Raw genomic sequence first — 17,786 nt, forward strand, 5'->3', positions numbered from 1 at the left:
GCTTCTCTGCAGGTTGGTCAATGCATTGGTCATATAACCTTTGATAACCTATACTTATCGGAGGTTATAGGGATAACTAAAAGGCATCATCAGTGTCGGACATTAAATATCTTCTGGCGTCCGTTTGAGAATGTGTCTACCATGTTTTCAATGCGTTACGCTCTTGACCAATTGCCCCTGAAGACCCTGCTGCAGCCCTTGGCGCGCGCCGGTGCGGCTCTGGCGCGCCTCGATGAGCGTCTTGCTCCTTCGCCGGTCGGCACAGGCCTGATCGAGCGGTTCCATTTTGCCGATGCCTGCGCCTCGCTGTGGCTCGACGGCGAGCTGGTCGAGATGGAAGATCTCGTCCTGCATGAAGCAGCGCGCGATATCCGCTCGCCCAGTCACGCACTGACCATTGCCCGGGACGTGTTGCAGACAAGGCGGCGCATTGCAATGCAGGCACCGGATTGGGCGCTGAGTTCGAACGGCTTGCGCAGTCTTCGGGTTGGCGGGCAGGCGTGGCCTGGCTCCTCTCCTGGGGCTGGCGGCATCATTGCTGCGAGCGAAAACGTCGCGGTGTCCGATGCGGTTGTCGCTCGGAAGGAACGCGACGGGGAGGGGAGAAACAATCGTCTGGATGACGGGTTCGACCTGCCCGGTGTCGATCTCGACGCCATCGACGCTGTGCTGGCACGGTCCGAAACTGTTCTGACCCAAGCGAAACAACCGCAGCGTTTGTCAAAGCCGGAGGCCGACCCGCTGATCCGCGATCCCGACTGGGATGAGGACGAACGGCTCGACGAATGGCGAACCGTGTTGCGTTCGATCCGGGATCTGCCGCCGGTGTTACAAGCCATTCTGGCACTCGATGCCTGGAATGAACTCGCGGTGTTGCAGCGGGCGCCGTGGCTGGGCCGTTTGCTGGCGGCATCCCTGTTGCGGCGCGATGGCCTGACCACGAAGGCGCATCTGCTGGCCTTCAATGCCGGCCTGAAAACCATCCGCGTCGAACGGCGGCGGCATCGCAATTTCGAAACCCGGCTCATGGCCTCTCTCGAGGGGCTGATGGCGGGTGTCGAGCTCGGGTTCAAGGAGCATGACCGGCTGATGCTGGCACGACAGATGCTGGAACGTCGCCTGACCGGCCGACGCGCCTCGTCCAAACTGCCCGGTCTGATCGAGCTCGTTCTGGCGAGGCCGCTGGTTTCGACAGGCCTCATCGCCAAAGAACTCGACATCACGCCCCGCGCAGCGCTCCGTCTGGTCGAAGAGCTCAGCCTGCGTGAAATGACCGGCAGGGGGCGGTTTCGGGCGTGGGGGGTGATTTGACAGGTGTCTGACCCAGGCGCTTTTGAATGATTTTGCACGAATTACGAACGAAATATTTTAACATACTTAGCGACAAGCCGAAGGAGTTGCTTCACCGAAGCGATAGTTAGCAGCAACATAAGGGCGAGCGTGAGCACGAACATTGCTTTGACGTCGTCAAACGCCCACTCGGCGTGATGGTGCCATATTTCAATGATGATGGCGGCGCCTCGTGGTGCCAGTATTGCGATTGAAGCTAGGGCCGCGAATGCAAGCGGCAAAGCCTTACTCAGTATAGCACTCACAATCTTCGCTCGCTGAGGTCCTCGATCGTCAGGGTCGGCAGCGGGCTTTAGATCCAGTGCAGCTGTTACATCCGATAGCCAGAGAGTGTAGAGAGCGGTAAGGACGGCCAGTACGAGGCTTGCCGCGGATATGGCGTCAGACAAATGATTTGACGTGCTCATGGATAAAGATTCTGGAGTTCAATGAAAGCACCATTCGCCACAAGATATGTGTCAAAAGTTCCCGGCTTACGCCTAATCGGGCTGCGCGGGGCAACAGCTGCAGACAGCTGAGCGTTGAGCATTTCGATCACTACAGCGTTTGGAAACCGTGCGACTCGCTCAGCGCCGTCTTCACCTTCACAAGCTGCGATAAAACGGCGGGCCGCCGCCTCCATTGTTTCTTTCAGACGCGCCCGATGTCGGGATAGCGTTGTCCGCAGAAGCGCTCGGCCTTGCAAACTCGTAAGATTAAACAGACGGGCGATGCGCTCGTCTGTTGGGAAGCTTTCGGCGGGCAACGCACGTAGTATTTCCGCCAAACGACGCTCGCGCATATCTGCCACCCCTGTAAGGGCTTGGCCAGCGAACATTTCAACGTATTCTCTTAGGGCTGCCGGCGCATACAGCTGGAGAATTTCTCCTACATCTCCTTGGGCGCAGCCCAGTGTGTCAGCGAGAGCCGCAGCATGATCGTCGGACAAATCGAAACTAAAGTTTACGAGAATTTAGGGCATCGTTTATCCTTCAGGCCAATGATATGGCACGAGTGCGCTATCTCCCCGCCACTCCCTCACGATAGAGTCTTCAAACCAATCGTCAGTGAGGTGCGCGTGATCGAGAACGATTACTTGGAAGTCCGGCTTGATCTCATGGCAAGCATGGGCCATCAGCTTGAATAGGGCTTTGACGGCAGCCCTGTCAGCATCCTTTTCAATCTGCTCGAGTCCGCCTTCCGAAATATCCGGCGGATAGTAGGCTTGTGTGGGCTGATCGAAAATGAGGAAGCCAGGTACGGGGCGGTCCCGTTCGCGAAGCCACCAGTGGATCGCAAGGTGGCTGAGCACGTGATAGCCCACCCAGTTTTCGCCACTTCCCATTCGGTTCAATGGGATTGGGCCATCAACAGTGTTGGCGACCACCGTGAGCTTCTTGACGTCCAATCGCAGCGAGCTGCCGCTATGTTCCAGGTCAAGCAGCTCGGAATAGTCCGTCATCTTCTGGCTGATGAAGCTCAGGATCGTCTGAAGTCGCGATTCTATATCGTCGCTGTTGATGCGGGAGCGAACCGCAGCAATCAAGCCTTTGATCTGCTCGATCTCCGCTGCAAGCTCCAGATCGTCCCGATCCGGCGCCATCGCTTCAAGAAATTCCGCGAGCCGGCCAAGGAAGCGGCCGCGCGACACGATCAGGTCCTGACGGGCTTTGGCGGCCTCATCATCGAGGACAGCGCGCTGGAGTTCCCTTTGAACCAGCTTCAGATTGTCGGTGGCTTCGCCAATCTTGCTTTCGAGATCAGCGATATGCCGTTGGATATGGGGATTGTCGCGATAAAGGCCATCAAGCTGGGTGCTGACCCGCCGCAGCGAGTCCCGGACCTGCGTAACGCGTGGAAGAGGGGACTCCAGATGCGAATCGCAGAAGGGGCATTGGTCCGGCGATTCGATGTCGGTCTTGAACAGCTCGATGCTCTTCAAGCGGGATCGCTGTTCGCTGACCTCGCGGGAATATTCGGTCTGGTCGGAGAAAAAGGCTCGTGCGGCTCGAATGTCCTGATTGAGATCTCCCAGACGCTCCTGAAGCGTGCTCTGCTCCCCACGGAGGCGCGCAATGGTCTCGCCGAAATCGGATGTGAGGTCGGGTTGATCGATAGCGCTCTCCCCGATCCTTGCCAGGAAAGCGAAAACACTATCGTCCACAGCCTGATAGTCCTGTCGGATCAGTCCGACCTTCTTTCCTTCGTTCAGAATCCTCGTCAATCGCGACCGGCTGACATCAACTGCCTGCACGTGCTTGGCCTGCTGAGCCTCTAGAAGCCGCAACTTCTTTTGGAGTTCGTCCAACTCCGCGAAAAGCCGGAAATGATCTTCATCGACGGCACCGAGAAAATACGGGAGGGTGTCTTTCATCGCTTGAGGCAGGAACTGCTCATTCATCCTATGGAAGAGCTGGTCCTGGCTGGCGATGGTGTTCTGCTTCTGGAAGCAAAGGAAAAGCGCGTGTCCGATATCTGCTTCCAATGGCGGTCGGGTGCCGGAAGTTGGTCGGTGCTCATTCTCCTGAATCCCCGCAAATCGCGTCACGAACTCCTTGAGGCTCTCCTCGGTGGTGTTTTTCGTTATCTCATCGAGGGAGGGATAGGCGAGGTTTCGACCGCGGCAGATAAACACCTTGGAACCCGTGCCTGAGCCCGGACCTGGGTTGTCACGGGCGATGAATACCTCGTCCTCGCCCTTGGCAATGTGCAGACCGAACCATGACACCTTCTTGCGGATTGTTCCTTCGGCGACATTGTAGCTACCGCGACCAAGGCAGTAGTCGACGATATCAATGATTGCCGATTTGCCGGTCTTGGATTTGCCTGTGATAATATTCAGACCGGTTTCACGAAACGGAACGATCTGCTGTTCGCCGACGTGGCTATAGATGACAATTGCCTTGATAATGAAACTCATGGACGTACTCCCAACGCCGCTGCGATGGAGGTTTCAGATCCGGATTTTGCAAGCCATCTACCCATGAACTTTGATCTATCTATGATTTCTTTAGTTTCTGCAGTAGTGTCGTCCAAGAACGACTTTGGAAAAGTTGCACGGCGTTCGCCGGGCCGAAGGTTTCCCTCATCGTCGACAGTAATCGTCTTTGTCGCGAACCCGAAGAGCACGCTCTCTTTCAAATAGGGCGTCAGGTTCTGCGCTCTCGACGCAAATCCGATGAGCAGATCCTCGTTATCCTGAATCCACGCATATAGTGATGTGACCGTCGAATAAGGTAGCCGCTCCCGGCTGCTTCGATGCAAGGCAGTCGATAGCGCGATAATCAGCAGGAAGAGCGAAGCTCCGTTGCGGCCATCCTTGGTGAAGTCGCGAAGGAATTCGTGCGAAAGCGCACAGAGAAACGAGGGGCCAAAGAGGTTTGCTTCCTCAGGAGGGCGTCGAGCCCAGATATCAAGTCGAGGCATCATCAACTCCGACCGAAAGATGATCTATGTAATTCGGATGCCATCCGACCTTCACCCGGTCAGCTAATCCATGGAATGATCCCGCCGTGATCCACGTCTCGATCACATTGCGGAATTCGATCTGCTGCTGGCTTGCCCAGTGAAATACTTTTCGCCCCATTGCGTTCTTCGAAGCATCATCGGCCGAGTGGGCTTCGCCACACTCTTCCTCGAATTTGCGCTCCCAGGAATCCTGGAGCTTTGCCTCATACCGTGCGACGTCGCCGTCAAGGAGCAGGTTTTCTCTCGCCCATTTTGATCGCTGCGTGTTCGACCGATAGAAGTCCTGAATTCCGCGCTTTATCGCCGTCTCCGACAGCTGGATTAGACGCATCTGCTTGACGTAGGTCTCGTCTTCGTCCTCAATCGAATAGGGCCGCTCGCCGAACTCGCTGGGATCGCTCACAGGAAGGCCAACCGGTCCGTAAAATGAGGCGAACTCCTGCGCCTTGATTGCTATGTGTTGGACCGGAATATCGGATGTCTCGGAGCCAACGAGGCGTTTCGCAACTGCGCCAAGCCACCAGCCTTCGAGCGATTGCGCGACCTTGTCGGCGGAACTGGCCGACAGGATGCGAAGCTCGCCTTCGACTTCATCGAGAACATTGTGCAGATCTGGCGCGCCATCCACCACGGTAATTGTGGCGAGCAACACATCGGCTTCCTCGTCGGTTAAGGCTAGAAAGTCGTTACGGCCCGCCTCCGATGTTTTGTTGGTTGATGTGCGCGCGGCCGTTGCCAGTCGCTGTCTTGCCATCTGACGTTCCGCAGGTGCGCAGCCGACGCGTAGCATGGCGAGGCCCCCATCATCAGGCGCTGTCGCGGTCGTAATGAGAAACCGCCGCGTATCGGCATTCGAAAAGGAGCCTGCCTTTAGTTGTGAAATCCAGATGCGAAGGGTTTTCCAGACATCGACACTGTTATCCGTGACGTCTTTCGGACCGATATGGTGCTTGGCTTGGACGACGCAATGCGCGAGATCTTCTTCATGGAAAGCTATATCGTCGAACTTTTCGATCGAGATATGGCAATTAGGTTTAATCCTCATCTCACGGATCGCAAGCAGTAGAGCGAGCCGACATTGAAAAAGATAGCCGGCTAGCGATCCTGACGCATCATATTGATTGGATTTCTGCAAACGACGCCCCCACGAAGTTGATGGAGCCAAGATAAACCAACCTAACGAGGAAATTCTACTAATAAATTGTGGGTTTCCACGGTTGCTGATGCATTTTCTGCACCTCTCACATTAGGTGCCAGTTGCCCATATCGCACTTAGCCGAAAACAGCAGCGAAGAATCTTGACTGGCTATCAAAATTGTCTGCTCGCTCATGGTGGATGGCCGGTGATACGTTTGAATGCGCGGATGTAAGCAGCTTGAGAGGTATAACCAAGCTTATACGACATATCCTCGAACGCCATACTCTACCGAGTCAAACATGTGCCGGCAGTATAATGCAGCGGCGGAAGACCGATGATAGATCGCAAACGCCCGGCAATAGCAGATCGGGAAATGTTGCACTCTGCCGAAAGTTCTTCTTTCGACCAATGATTGCGATGGTTTCGTCGCGTTGTAAAAGTAGCGCGCGCCAGTTGGGTCAGAAGTGGCACCCGCATCAGAAGACCGAAAAGCAACCTTTCATGATCACCCTAAACTCAAAGCAACTGCCGCGGAAATCCTGAGAGGTGCTGCGTGACAGCATCCATGATTAGAACGATAGAACGCTGGGACCCCACGGGCTGTTGAAGGGTAAGCTAAACCTCATCCGATGGCGCTTCCGGCTGCTTGCGATCAAAAGAGATTTGCGTGAACAGCGTTCGTCTATCCCCCACCCGGGGGATGCCGCAAGGTTTTTCTTCAGCGATAAAAACGCACGAGACTGGAAACCAACCACGCAGTTCACACAAGGTAATATCATGAAGAAAGCGACGTTAGGAGTTGCAATACTGTTGTCCCTGGGAACAGCGGCAATGGCTGAGATCGTTAAATACGATACGGCTTGGGGAGAAAATTGCAATAGCTCGAAAAGTTTCGCCGTGAAGCTGAAAAACATTGGTCACGAGCCAAAGGATTTCAGGGTTTGCCTCGAAAAGGCTCATGGCGGCTGGGGCTGCTTCACAAATCTAAACACCGCGCCTGGCGAAATATACCCAAATGGTTGGGGCTTCATGGTGTGTGACGGAACCGGTCGTTACAAATGGTGGGAACGTAAGACCGGAACCCACAGACCGTTTGGAAATCCATAAGTATCACAATAAACCACCAAGTGAACCCAAACGGGAGGAGCGGTCATGCGAAACCATTCTTCTCGATATTGACTGAAACGAGACAGACATCATGGCGACAAGAATCATAGCGAGCGCTTCACTAAGATCCTCAATGCTTACGATGAACGCTGCGGGTAGATTGACGTCACGCGCGATGCGTCGCCCGATCTTGAACGCTGTTGTCGGCGCTCTCCTGGTCGTTCTTCCTGTGGGACACAGCCTTGCATCCGTTCTCCCTACGGAGGGCTGGACTTTTTTTGACAAGACATCCAATCAGCAGATGCCAGGCGCTCGCTATCGGTCGAGTGATCTGTTTGGGTCCCTGACATTCGACACGAAATCCAGACAATGGCGGCTTCTACTTGTTTCCGGCTATGATCTGCCATTGCCTGGCGGCATAACGCTTCGCGCTGTCTACGACGAGGATAAGACTCGCAACAGACCGCATCGCATTGAGACCCTTGATGTGGAACCGCAGCCGTTTGGCAGTCTGCCCCCAGAGATCGAGAATGTCATGCCGTCCACGGCAAGTGCACGGATTATACAGCTCACTTTGCCTCGTACTTTCATCATCCATCTTCAGGGAGCCGACCACGTCATTGTCGATGCAGGCTCATTCCAGCACACGATGATCATGAAAGGCTCTGCAAAGGCGATTGCGCAAATATATGTGGCGCTCGGTGAAGGCGGCGGCGGCGATCGGAGCACAATCACCGACATCGTCAACAAAACCGCAGTCTCAGCTAAGCCAACAGATACGCCTTATGCTGTCCAGAGTGCAGTCCCTAAGAACGAGCCACCTAAAAAAAACTCTGCAACTGAAGATAAGCTGCTCAAGGTTCCGGTCTATAAATGTGGCGACCTTGAAGGCGATTCTGATCTCACCAATCATGGTGAATGCATCGAAAAATACATTTCCGAGCTCAAGAATATAGAGGGTACGAAAGCTTTCGATCTCAGGAAACGCATGCTGGCTAGCCAAATGGGCTATGACATGTACCAATATATCAAACAGCGATACCCAGTGAGCCCCTGGTTCAATGTTTGCGTCGATTATGGGCTGACGCTTAAACAAGAACGAGCATGTCTGAATGCAGAGCGAGAAAAATATCGCGACAATATCAATCATCGCTTCGACGAAGCTTGTTCGATCATGCCTCAAATCTTCTTGGGGCGTGAGCTAGAGGAAGCCGTGAACAAGTCTTACGACAATACGATGGAGACTTACGATAAATTCAAGCTCCAAATCGACAAACGGCTGAGCAAAAATTTTGAAGAAATGAGGATCGTAGGGGAGTGGTAGCAATGCGGCGGCTGTTCATCTCCACGACCGTATTTATTGCAATGGTTTTGACTGGCTGCGACGTGATCGGTCGGACATTGAACGGAGCACTTGTGCAGGCCAGCACTAATATCGCTGAGACAAATAATGATATCCATGTTCGTTATGGTTCATGTCCACTCGGCTACATCATGACGTCAAGAGGCTGTGAGGTGCCACGACTGCGATACAACAGCAGTGGCCGCGCATTCACATCTGACCGTTCAGGACGTTGGCATCGAAATCCGGCTTACGACTGATGGACAAAAACCGTTTAACCCGAGCGTTTCGTCCACAGGGACACGAGCCTTCATATCGACGGGGTTTTACCTGCACCAAGACGCACGAGATCCATCTGGCTGGAAGCCCCGGTCTTGCTGAAAATCGATTTGAGCTGGGATCGTACAGTTTCCCTCGTAACGTTGGACTGACCGGCAATGTCAGACAGGCTCAGCCCATTCACAACGCCAACAAAGACCCTCGTTTCCGCCGGGGACAGTCGGTAACTGGCAGCGATCTGCGTAAGTCCGGAAACACGACCAACCGCCGATCCTTCGCCCATCAACACCGCCACCATCGGGCCTGCAAAGAATTCTACTGCAGGACTGCCGCCAATTCTGATGAACCGAACACCCGAACCAGGTTCGTTAAAAACTTTCGTTTCGCGGATGCCCTGCTGGCGAACCAGCAAAGAGCGCAAGGCCGATTGAATATCCGGGTTGACGAACCTGATGCGCCCCAGTGGATCAAGCCCAGCTACTTTGCCGGAGGAGAGCGCCAGTTCGGCGACAGCGGAGGCCTTGATCACATTGAGGTCTTCGTTGATCAACATGAAAGCCAGTCCGCTCGCCATGTCGATCCCCTTGCCGAAATCTATTGCAGCCCTATGGAACTCGCCAGAACGGTAATAGCGAAACACCCGCTGCAAATGTGGGGCAATCCGGGTCAGCATGTTGGCACGGTCGAGATTGCGATCAATATCCGTGTCATCTGTCAGCGTACTCAACAGAAAATAGCAGTTCTGGTCCTTGTAAAGGGTCAGACCTACTCCCGTTTCGAGTCCGTTCGGGCGAATATAGTCGCAGTAATATTCGCTGCGGTTAAACTCATCACGAGAGATGATCTCTTCGCCGATAATGCCTCTTCCAACAGGGGTAGCCGCGACACGTCTCATCCAGGGATTGAGGTTGCTGTAATGACCTTCGTAATCATTGAGGGCACGCTCTCGGCCCTCCGTACCGGATACATATGCCACGGCTCCGGTATTGGCTCTGAAGTCATGAAAGAACAGGGTCGAAAGTGCGCCTGGCGTCACATTGTTCATTCTGTCCAAAAAACTCTGCCAATCCTGCTCCCCGAGCAACGCCGCATAGATCGCGGCGATCAGTTCATTGATCTGCTCTTCCGACTTCGACAGCATCCAATATCCCGCCTGCAATTCTGTCTCGTCCTGTCTCATGGAGATTCCGGCACTTCAACAGAACATATTCAACATGTTTATCCCAATCCCGGAACAGGTTGCAGGAAACTCCGCAGAGGTTCAAGCGATTTGTCCACCTCAGCACTACTGTTCTTCTCATCTTACAATTTGCATGGAAACGATTTTCTCTCACGGAGGGAAATTCCTTCGAAGTGAATTTCAAAAGAATGCTGCCGATATTCATCAGAGAGAGAAAATCCAGGGGGAATACGGGCATCACGGGCATTCGGATGACAACGAAACGTTCTGTATCCATATCTGAATTTCTTGCCAGGGAGCCATGATGTCACTTCGCTATCTTTTCTGCTTTATCTTCCTGCTATGCGGCGTGTCGCAGTCACCCGCGATAGAGCATCCCTCCTACTCCAGTCAGAATCCAATCGATCTTATGCAACGCAGTCTGAAAACACCCAGCGCGGCGGAGCGGGCCATCATTCGGAGTCATTTGGCTGACGCTCATTCCGAAACCGCAGAGGGACTGTTTTCTGCCGCGTGGATCGCGGGTGTAGACGGGCGAGCAGATGAGCAAATCCGGCTTTACGAAGCCGCCATTATAGCCGATCCTGAACTGACTGTTGCGTACATCAACCTCGCCGTCGCGCATGAGCGAGCCTCGCGACCGGAGGCGGCGCGTGATCTTTATGACCAAGCCCTAACCACGGCACCCTTTGATGTCGACCTTGTCCGCAATGGGTTCTTCCTGCGCAAAGAGAAGGTTGCAGACAAAAAAGCTGCGATGGACTTTCTCAATCGTTGGGAACAAGAGGTCGGCGAAGAAGAATACGCTTTCGATTTCGTACGAGGTCTCGACGCGGAGGCCGATGGACGATATGCAGAAGCGGAAAAGTCCTACCAGAATGCAATCAGCAAGGATGCACCCTTCGAGGTGTATGAGAAACTCGCCATCTTGCGGCGCGACAAACTCTCTGACGACACCATGCCGAAAGCCGAACGCTTGGCCTATGTATCCGAGCCCATGTCGCCCTTGATACACCCAGCTGGGGAAGCTTCGGCCTATTTCTTTGTAGGGCGAATGTTGCGTGACCAACTCGGCTCAAACCGCTATGCCGTGGACTATCTCAAGGCAGGCTTTGCCATCCATCCGACAGCGGAAGTTGCTGAGGAAATATTTCTGGCTATGACACTCTACGATTTTGATGGAGCACAGTCATTCCTGGAGGACGCGCGGAGTGTTCTGCCGGACAATTATTTCCTGAAAAACACTCTTGCGTGGCTGAACTATAACTTCCTGCCGCAGCCAGATAAAGCGGCGGCGCTCGCACTCGATGCGCTGGCGCTCGCCCCGCACGAAGAGGCCCGCCTATCTTCGATCATATCGTTTGGAACGGTTCATCAATCATACGGAAATTTTGATCACGCTTACGGGTTCTATCGAGAAAAATTGTCGCTTCCATGGTCGGTTGCACGGCGCCAACATCTGCTGAAGGCGACGACCGAAAACAGGATTGCCGCCCAGCAATTTGCTGATGCCAAAGTTTATCTCGATGAAATACAGTCTACAGGCAACGCTCCTTCGGAATGGCTTTCATGGAAATCGTCACTGATCGAAAATGCACTGGTTCTGCAAAAGAAACCGTATGAGCCTTTAATTCCAGATGCCCTCATTTCGGAATGGCAATTGGTATTTGGTCGCGACAAGCAAGTGAACGTTACATTCGCCTTTGATTCCGATGTCCTTTTGCCAGAAGCATCAATCGTTCTGGATAAGGTAGCCGAGGTATTGAAGTCGGTGCGAAGGGTAGACGCAGCACTGTCAATAGAAGGCCACACGGATGCCACCGGAAGCGTGGCAGTTAACGATGACCTGTCTCTCCGTCGCGCACGAGGGGTGCAACGTTACCTCATCGACAAACATAGTATTGAACCTTGGCGCGTGCAGGTCAATGGCTTTGGTATCCGTTTTCCAATCGCTTCCAACGAGAAACGCAAAAGCCGGAGTTCAAATAGGCGCGTGGAAATCCGGCCTCTGGCGACAGGTAGCGAACGCGCCTCCTCACTTCCTTCTGCGCTAAAAGGAAATGCTTTCGCGCCTGATGCTTATCGCGCTGTTTTTGGTCAGGAGCCACCCCAAACCTGGGATGTGCGAGCCGGCGTCAAACAGCACAACCTCTACCGCGGGCGGAACCACCGATTTTCACCTGATGGACACTACATAGCTACCATTTCCAGCTATCGCGAAGCGACTGGCCAGACAACAGAAGCCGCATACATTTACGATGCCGCGTCTGGATACGTCATCGCGCAAATTCATGAATCTCAGGAGATCATAGATCTGGTCTGGCGACCAGATGGAAACGCTGTCGCATTTTCTACAGCGGACGGCTTTCTCAAACTCTACGATATCAAATCGCGCAAGTTCGCGGCTGTGACGCGGATGGGTCCGGTTCGGATCGGGGGCCCTCTCGCATGGCTTCCTGACGGAAACGCGATCGCAAGCGGCCAGCACCAGATGCGTGAAATCGTTGTGCGGAATCCGCAAACGCTTGCCGAGCTTCGCCGTCTGGATGGGGTAAACTGGCCGCATACGATCGGCGCAAGCCGCGACAGCCGTTACATTCTAGTTTTCGACAATCGTCATCAGATGAGTGTGTGGAATACACGTGACTGGTCCGGGCCACGGAAAGCTCACTCTCCGATGATTCCCTTGCAACTCGAATTTCATCCGAACCGCCCCTATGTAGCGTTAAACGCCAAATTCGAAGCCAGTGCCACGTCACTTGCGGTGATGGATTTTGAGCGAATGAAGACCATCGCCACCTGGTCCGATAGAGGCACCTATTCCATCGAAATGTCCTCGACCGGCGAGACTTTACTGGCTGCGAAGGGGGAGCAGAGGCTTGTTTTCAATATTCCTTCCCTGCGCACCGTCCAGGAACTTCAAACACGAGAAAGCTCCCCCCAATGAAAAAGACGGAAAAGATATCGCAGACGTTGACCAGACGCACCGTCCTGTCTGCCGTTCCTGCGGCGGCAGCTACATCATTCTTTCCTGAGTTTGCCCTGGCCAGCTTCACATGCAGCGTCGAAGAGCAGAGCGGAAAGTGGCATGTACAAGTTATCCCGATGCGCAAACGTGGCGTTTCGAGTGAAGCAGAGACAGAAACCCTCGAAATTGTGTATACTTTTGACTATGGCAAGGTTTCGCGTTCCGACCGCATTGTGCACGAACCAGAGCTGGGATTTTCCATTGAACTCCACACTGTTGGAAGCAAAATAACAGGCGGAAAAATCGACGTTTCAGCTTTAGCCTACACCGACAGAGCGGTCGTTACCCTCCGATCCGGTAAACCCGATATCAATTACTGGGCGGGAAAGGATAAAGACAACGACGTTGTGAACACGCGGCTCAGCTATCGCAAAACAGACCGGATCTATTTTCAGATAACAGCAGCTAACGGACAATCAGTGCGCATGGAAGGATGGTTTTCTCCGGGAGCGCGGGGGCCGTACGCATACAGCAAAATAGATGCGCCCGTTTCCGAATTCTTTTTGGATGCCTCTTTCAATATAGACAATCATACCATCGGCAACCAGATTTCCTATTTTCTGCGAAAGCAGTCCCCGGTGATTATAGAAACTGGCGTGATACGCCAGAATGCCCTGAAGATCGCTTTCATGCGGGAAACTCTGGCGACTGAAGAATTCGAAAAAATCTACACCAAAGCACTGGCGGAACTGAATTCAAGTTTGGAGCGCGATGTGTCCTGCGGAACCTATGAACGAGAACCAGTCGATGAATTCGATCATTGCTTTCTAACAACGGCTTGTTGTGCAGTGCAAGGTCGTCCTGACGATTGCTTTGAATTGCAAACCTTGCGGGGGCTCCGCGATAAATGGCTTCGGCATCAGCCCTTTGGAGCGGCGGAAATCGCGTATTATTATCAGGTTGCTCCAAGTATCAGTCGTTCTTTGTTGGCGAGCAGTGATGGGCGGAAAAGGCTACGCCGCTTATATTGGAACATGATCATGCCCTGCGTTGCCCTAATCCGGATAGGCTGGCCTGGTATGGCGTATTGGTGGTACAAGCACATGATAGTGAAACTGGCTGCTCAGCACTAGTCTTGCCCTGCACAACAAACGCAATCTCGTTTCGGGGAATTTGGGGTGGGGTGGAAGTTTCGAGGGCCGGGACTGTGGGGCGGCCCTTGAACCGTCCTGATACCGCTCGACAGAGTTTGAAGGGCGGAGGAGCGGCGGGTTTACCATCTACGGCTTCGCCTAACCTGCCTTGCGCGCCGGGTCTAAACGAACAAAGCCACTCACCCTTATGTGTTGATTGCCGCTAAGAACTGACCCAGTGGGGGTGCGGACGAAAACTTGGACTATCAGGGAGGTAGTTCATGTATTCCTACGAAGACCGGATGCGCGCTGTTGCGCTTTATATCAAGCTGGGCAAGCGTTCGAAGGCGACTATTCGCCAATTGGGTTATCCAAGCAAGAATGCTTTGAAGGGTTGGTGTCGAGAATACGAGTGTCGGCTCAATCTGCGTTTAGGGTTTACGCCCCGAGCGCCTAAGTTCACACAGGCTCAAAAGGAAGCGGCTGTTGAGCATTACCGCACGCATGGTCGTTGTGCTTCTGCAACGATGCGTGCTTTGGGCTATCCCGGTCGTGCAATGTTGACCGCTTGGGTTCGGGAGGCGTTCCCTGAAGCTCAAAAATCTACAGTTGGTAGGGCTGCTCCTCCACGATATCCGGAGACATTGAAGAAGATTGGCGTCGTGGGGCTTTATAATCGGCAAGAAAGCGCGCAGGCGTTGGCCGAAAAGCTCGGCGTATGCAGACCGACACTGTATAACTGGAAAAACCAGTTACTTGGTCCGGAGGCTCCCGCAATCATGAAGCGCAAGAATAACTCACCGCCTGTGCCAGAGCGAAAAGAATTGGAGCGACAGCTCGCAACACTGCAGCACGATATACAGAAACTGCAGCTTGAGCATGACCTTTTGAAGAAAGCGAATGAAATTCTAAAAAACGATCACGGGCCTTGGTCCGCCTGTGCGCGGTAGAAACAGACTGTGCTATATTGCTGATCAGAGGGGAGTTGCCGATGTCTTATTGGAGGCATTTGACCCCGTTAAAAAACGTGGCACATGGGCTGTTGCGTACTTGAGGATGGCGACACCGGATATCGGTGATCCCGGTTAGGAAATTGAATAACTTGCGCGGCCCAGCCCCTCTTTACGTGAAGGCGGAAAGGTCATGCCCAAGTTATCATCACCAGAGTGTTGATTTGCGCGACGAATTAAACCACTTTTGTGTCTCGCGGTGACCCAGTCCATCGTGAGGAATTTGCGGCTATTTAAAGACCCTGAATGTATTCCCGTGGGTCACAGTAAGACGCAAAAATGGGTCAAATGACGGCAGAACTCGACACCCAGGCTCGTAAGATTGGCACCGTAGTTCTGGAACGTCTTGTTGCCGAATTACAGGGCGTTCGCTGTCTGGAACTGGAAGAAGTGATTCCACAGCGAAAAGGCATGGCCGTCACGAGATCGTCTGGATCGTCGATGATCTCACTTGACGCCGTGGCACAGGCAGTGACAGCGCATGCAACGCGCGCTGCTGAGAAGCTCAGGCAACATGGTCTCGTAGCGGGACAGGTGACGGTCTTCTTTCACACCAGCCTGTTTTCGCAAACCGCTCCGCGCCACTCGGTATCGAGAACAGTGCATTTGAAGCCGATGAGCAATAATACATTCGATCTCGTGCAGGCGGCACTTTTTTGCACGCGTAAAGGTTGGAAAGGCGATCCGTCTGGCAACGGATATGCATACACGAAGGCGGGTGTCATGCTCGATGACCTGATTTCGGCCGACAACCCTCCCCAGATGCTGTTCGAAGTCGAGCGGCCGAGAGATGCACGCTTGATGACAGCGCTGGATGCTGTCAACGACCGTTGGGGCATGAAGAACATTACTGCTTGGTTCGGAAGGCTTCAAACGGGATTTTGAAGCGAAAGCAACGATGCGGTCGCCAAGATATACGACGAGGCTGTCAGAGTTGCCTATCGTTTCTGTTTAATGCAGAAATACCCGTCACTAGCTGGGCAAAAGCGGGGAAAAATGAAGGATTTTATCGGATTAGTTGTTAGCGGATTGTTGGCAGGCGGCTCTTATGCGGATGCAATCGATATAGGCAAAATATATGGCCACGAAATCACGCTCGCAGAGCAGGACTACGAGAAAATCCTGAAAGTCGACGGTCGCGAAATGCACCGTAATGCGATCATTCTCTTCGAAGAGTTGACGACTGTGTCGGGCGTTCCGATTATCATCGGATCAAGCTCAGGCGGCGGTAATGCCTGCGATGGCAGCCCTTTTGTGATTAGCCTTCCCATTGACGGGAAAGCGAAACTGGATGGCCCCATAGATTCTTGCGCAACGATGTCGCACGATATCGAGAAAGACAAGATCATATTTTCTACTCCGAACCTTCCTGGAAAAGGTCAGGACAAATGGCAATGGACGGCTAACGAAGGCCTTAAAAAGGCGGGATCGGTAGCATTTAAGGCAAGCGATAACAGTGGTTGGAATGCGCTAAGAGAGCAGACAATTAGCTATCCGTGGGATGTCTTTGACAACGTGGAGATCAGCGCACAAATCAAACAGCTGCTTGGAAGCGACTTTCATAAGTATCAGACGATCTTGACGGGAATGGGGAGCGGCGAATATTCCCGTGGCGATTACTTCGGACAATCCTGCACGCCACATAGCTGCACATTCGAGGAAGCGATTTTATATTTGTCTTACTCAGACAAAAAGGTCTATGCCGCGTACAAACTTGACGGGCAGAAGATCAAGGTATTCCCAGTTGTCAAGGAATGGCCTGACAAGGCAAAGGCCGAATTGAGAAACTGGTCTAGGAAGTGGAAGTGACACAAGTTTGCAACAGACCCCTCCGAGGGGAACTGTCACGCTAACCGCTGATAATCTGAATCATCCAGATTCTATGGAGGTTCTTCAAGAAACACAATGTCGAGAATAAACCTGTCTTATATCGCGTACAAAGTGTTTACTGAACTATATTATCTTGCATCAGAAACTCTAACGTTCAAACCAATAGATCGTTGGGGTGTTGTCACGTTAACTGGGCTACAGTTGCCTGCCTGACGGTTTGGGCGTAAATTTTGGCGATGCAGACATCAGATATCATCTTCAAGCGTCACCGTTTTCCGCCACAGATTATTGCTCATGCGGTGTGGCTTTATCTGCGGTTCAACCTTAGTCTGCGTGAAGTTGAGGAAATGCTGCTTGAGCGTGGAATCGACGTATCATACGAGACAGTTCGTCGTTGGATCGCCAAGTTCGGCCCCCAGATCACACGCAACTTGCGGCGGCGTCAGGCGCGCCCCGGCGATATTTGGTATTTGGACGAAGTGGTCGTCAAATGCGCTGGAGAAAAATTCTGGCTTTGGCGTGCGGTGGATCAACATGGCTCCGTTCTCGAAGAAATCTTGCAGAAGCGGCGTGATAAAAGGGCGGCAAAGCGATTGCTTGTGGCGTTAATGAAGCGCTATGGCTTTGCTCCCAAACGGATCATCACCGATAAGCTCCGCTCCTACGGTGCAGCAAAGGCAGAAGTGGCACCCGGCCTTGACCATTGGTCGCACAAGGGCCTCAATAATCGGGCCGAAAATAGCCATCTGCCGTTTAGGAAACGGGAGCGAACCATGCAAGGTCATCGGTCACCTGGAGCGTTGCAACGGTTCGTCTCCATGCACTCAGCGACCCGCAATTGTTTCTCTGTTCCATCTCGTCGCCGAGCCGCACACACAATTCGCTACCATCGCCTCGAAGCTTTCGATGCATGGAAAATTGCGGCCTGTTTCGCCTGAATATCTACGAGCCCCTGGCCTTTCCGGCCAGAGAAACTTAACGTGACAACACCCACGGTACACC

The 17,786-nt window shown here is 53.2% G+C and carries 14 protein-coding genes and 1 pseudogene; 10 read left to right on the plus strand and 5 right to left on the minus strand.

What is annotated here, in order from left to right; genetic code table 11:
- Nucleotides 1–141: 141 nt before the first annotated feature.
- A complete protein-coding gene (locus CEV34_RS19475; RefSeq protein WP_094544299.1) occupies nt 142–1,311 on the plus strand; it encodes an RHE_PE00001 family protein in 1,170 nt (389 codons plus the stop codon).
- Nucleotides 1,312–1,753: 442 nt separating this feature from the next.
- Here the strand turns inward: CEV34_RS19475 and CEV34_RS19485 are convergent, their stop codons facing one another.
- From CEV34_RS19485 to CEV34_RS19500, 4 genes are all read right to left on the minus strand, one after another.
- On the minus strand, nt 1,754–2,167 hold the full coding sequence (locus CEV34_RS19485) for a hypothetical protein (RefSeq protein ID WP_210199580.1): 414 nt from the start codon (nt 2,165–2,167) through the stop codon (nt 1,754–1,756).
- A gap of 147 nt (nt 2,168–2,314) precedes the next feature.
- On the minus strand, nt 2,315–4,249 hold the full coding sequence (locus tag CEV34_RS19490) for a DUF3732 domain-containing protein (protein ID WP_094544301.1): 1,935 nt from the start codon (nt 4,247–4,249) through the stop codon (nt 2,315–2,317).
- On the minus strand, nt 4,246–4,755 hold the full coding sequence (locus CEV34_RS19495) for a three component ABC system middle component (protein WP_094544302.1): 510 nt from the start codon (nt 4,753–4,755) through the stop codon (nt 4,246–4,248). The genes CEV34_RS19490 and CEV34_RS19495 overlap by 4 nt, the downstream gene beginning before the upstream one ends.
- Complete coding sequence (locus CEV34_RS19500) at nt 4,742–5,842, minus strand: ABC-three component system protein (protein WP_094544303.1); 1,101 nt, start codon at nt 5,840–5,842, stop codon at nt 4,742–4,744. Before CEV34_RS19500 ends, CEV34_RS19495 begins: the two co-directional genes overlap by 14 nt.
- Before the next feature lie 696 nt (nt 5,843–6,538).
- On the opposite strand from CEV34_RS19500, the gene CEV34_RS19505 reads away from it, so the two are divergent.
- Entirely contained in the window at nt 6,539–7,042 is a 504-nt protein-coding gene (locus CEV34_RS19505; protein ID WP_094544304.1) for a hypothetical protein, read from the plus strand.
- A 535-nt stretch (nt 7,043–7,577) separates the two neighbouring features.
- The gene (locus tag CEV34_RS19510) at nt 7,578–8,366 is read left to right on the plus strand and encodes a hypothetical protein (RefSeq protein WP_143853449.1); all 789 of its coding nucleotides are present in this window, start codon (nt 7,578–7,580) and stop codon (nt 8,364–8,366) included.
- A gap of 328 nt (nt 8,367–8,694) precedes the next feature.
- Here the strand turns inward: CEV34_RS19510 and CEV34_RS19520 are convergent, their stop codons facing one another.
- Entirely contained in the window at nt 8,695–9,843 is a 1,149-nt protein-coding gene (locus CEV34_RS19520; RefSeq protein ID WP_094544307.1) for a helix-turn-helix transcriptional regulator, read from the minus strand.
- Between the two features lie 301 nt (nt 9,844–10,144).
- Here CEV34_RS19520 and CEV34_RS19530 point away from each other — a divergent pair, with 301 nt between their 5' ends.
- From CEV34_RS19530 to CEV34_RS19555, 7 genes and pseudogenes are all read left to right on the plus strand, one after another.
- Complete coding sequence (locus CEV34_RS19530) at nt 10,145–12,790, plus strand: OmpA family protein (protein ID WP_094544309.1); 2,646 nt, start codon at nt 10,145–10,147, stop codon at nt 12,788–12,790.
- Nucleotides 12,787–13,944, plus strand: coding sequence for a CFI-box-CTERM domain-containing protein (locus tag CEV34_RS19535; RefSeq protein ID WP_094544310.1), 1,158 nt, complete (start codon nt 12,787–12,789; stop codon nt 13,942–13,944). The genes CEV34_RS19530 and CEV34_RS19535 overlap by 4 nt, the downstream gene beginning before the upstream one ends.
- A gap of 281 nt (nt 13,945–14,225) precedes the next feature.
- Nucleotides 14,226–14,870: pseudogene (locus tag CEV34_RS19540) on the plus strand (IS3 family transposase); the annotation flags it as partial.
- 363 nt (nt 14,871–15,233) lie between these two features.
- The gene (locus CEV34_RS19545; protein WP_210199582.1) at nt 15,234–15,839 is read left to right on the plus strand and encodes a DinB/UmuC family translesion DNA polymerase; all 606 of its coding nucleotides are present in this window, start codon (nt 15,234–15,236) and stop codon (nt 15,837–15,839) included.
- A complete protein-coding gene (locus CEV34_RS27770; RefSeq protein WP_210199583.1) occupies nt 15,805–15,909 on the plus strand; it encodes a DUF4113 domain-containing protein in 105 nt (34 codons plus the stop codon). The genes CEV34_RS19545 and CEV34_RS27770 overlap by 35 nt, the downstream gene beginning before the upstream one ends.
- A gap of 41 nt (nt 15,910–15,950) precedes the next feature.
- Nucleotides 15,951–16,763, plus strand: a complete 813-nt coding sequence (locus CEV34_RS19550; protein WP_094544314.1) for a hypothetical protein — start codon at nt 15,951–15,953, stop codon at nt 16,761–16,763.
- Nucleotides 16,764–17,020: 257 nt separating this feature from the next.
- The gene (locus CEV34_RS19555) at nt 17,021–17,722 is read left to right on the plus strand and encodes an IS6 family transposase (protein WP_055661736.1); all 702 of its coding nucleotides are present in this window, start codon (nt 17,021–17,023) and stop codon (nt 17,720–17,722) included.
- The last annotated feature ends 64 nt before the right edge of the window (nt 17,723–17,786 follow it).

It is taken from the genome of Brucella pseudogrignonensis (genome assembly GCF_002252525.1).
GTDB classification, from domain to species: domain Bacteria; phylum Pseudomonadota; class Alphaproteobacteria; order Rhizobiales; family Rhizobiaceae; genus Brucella; species Brucella pseudogrignonensis.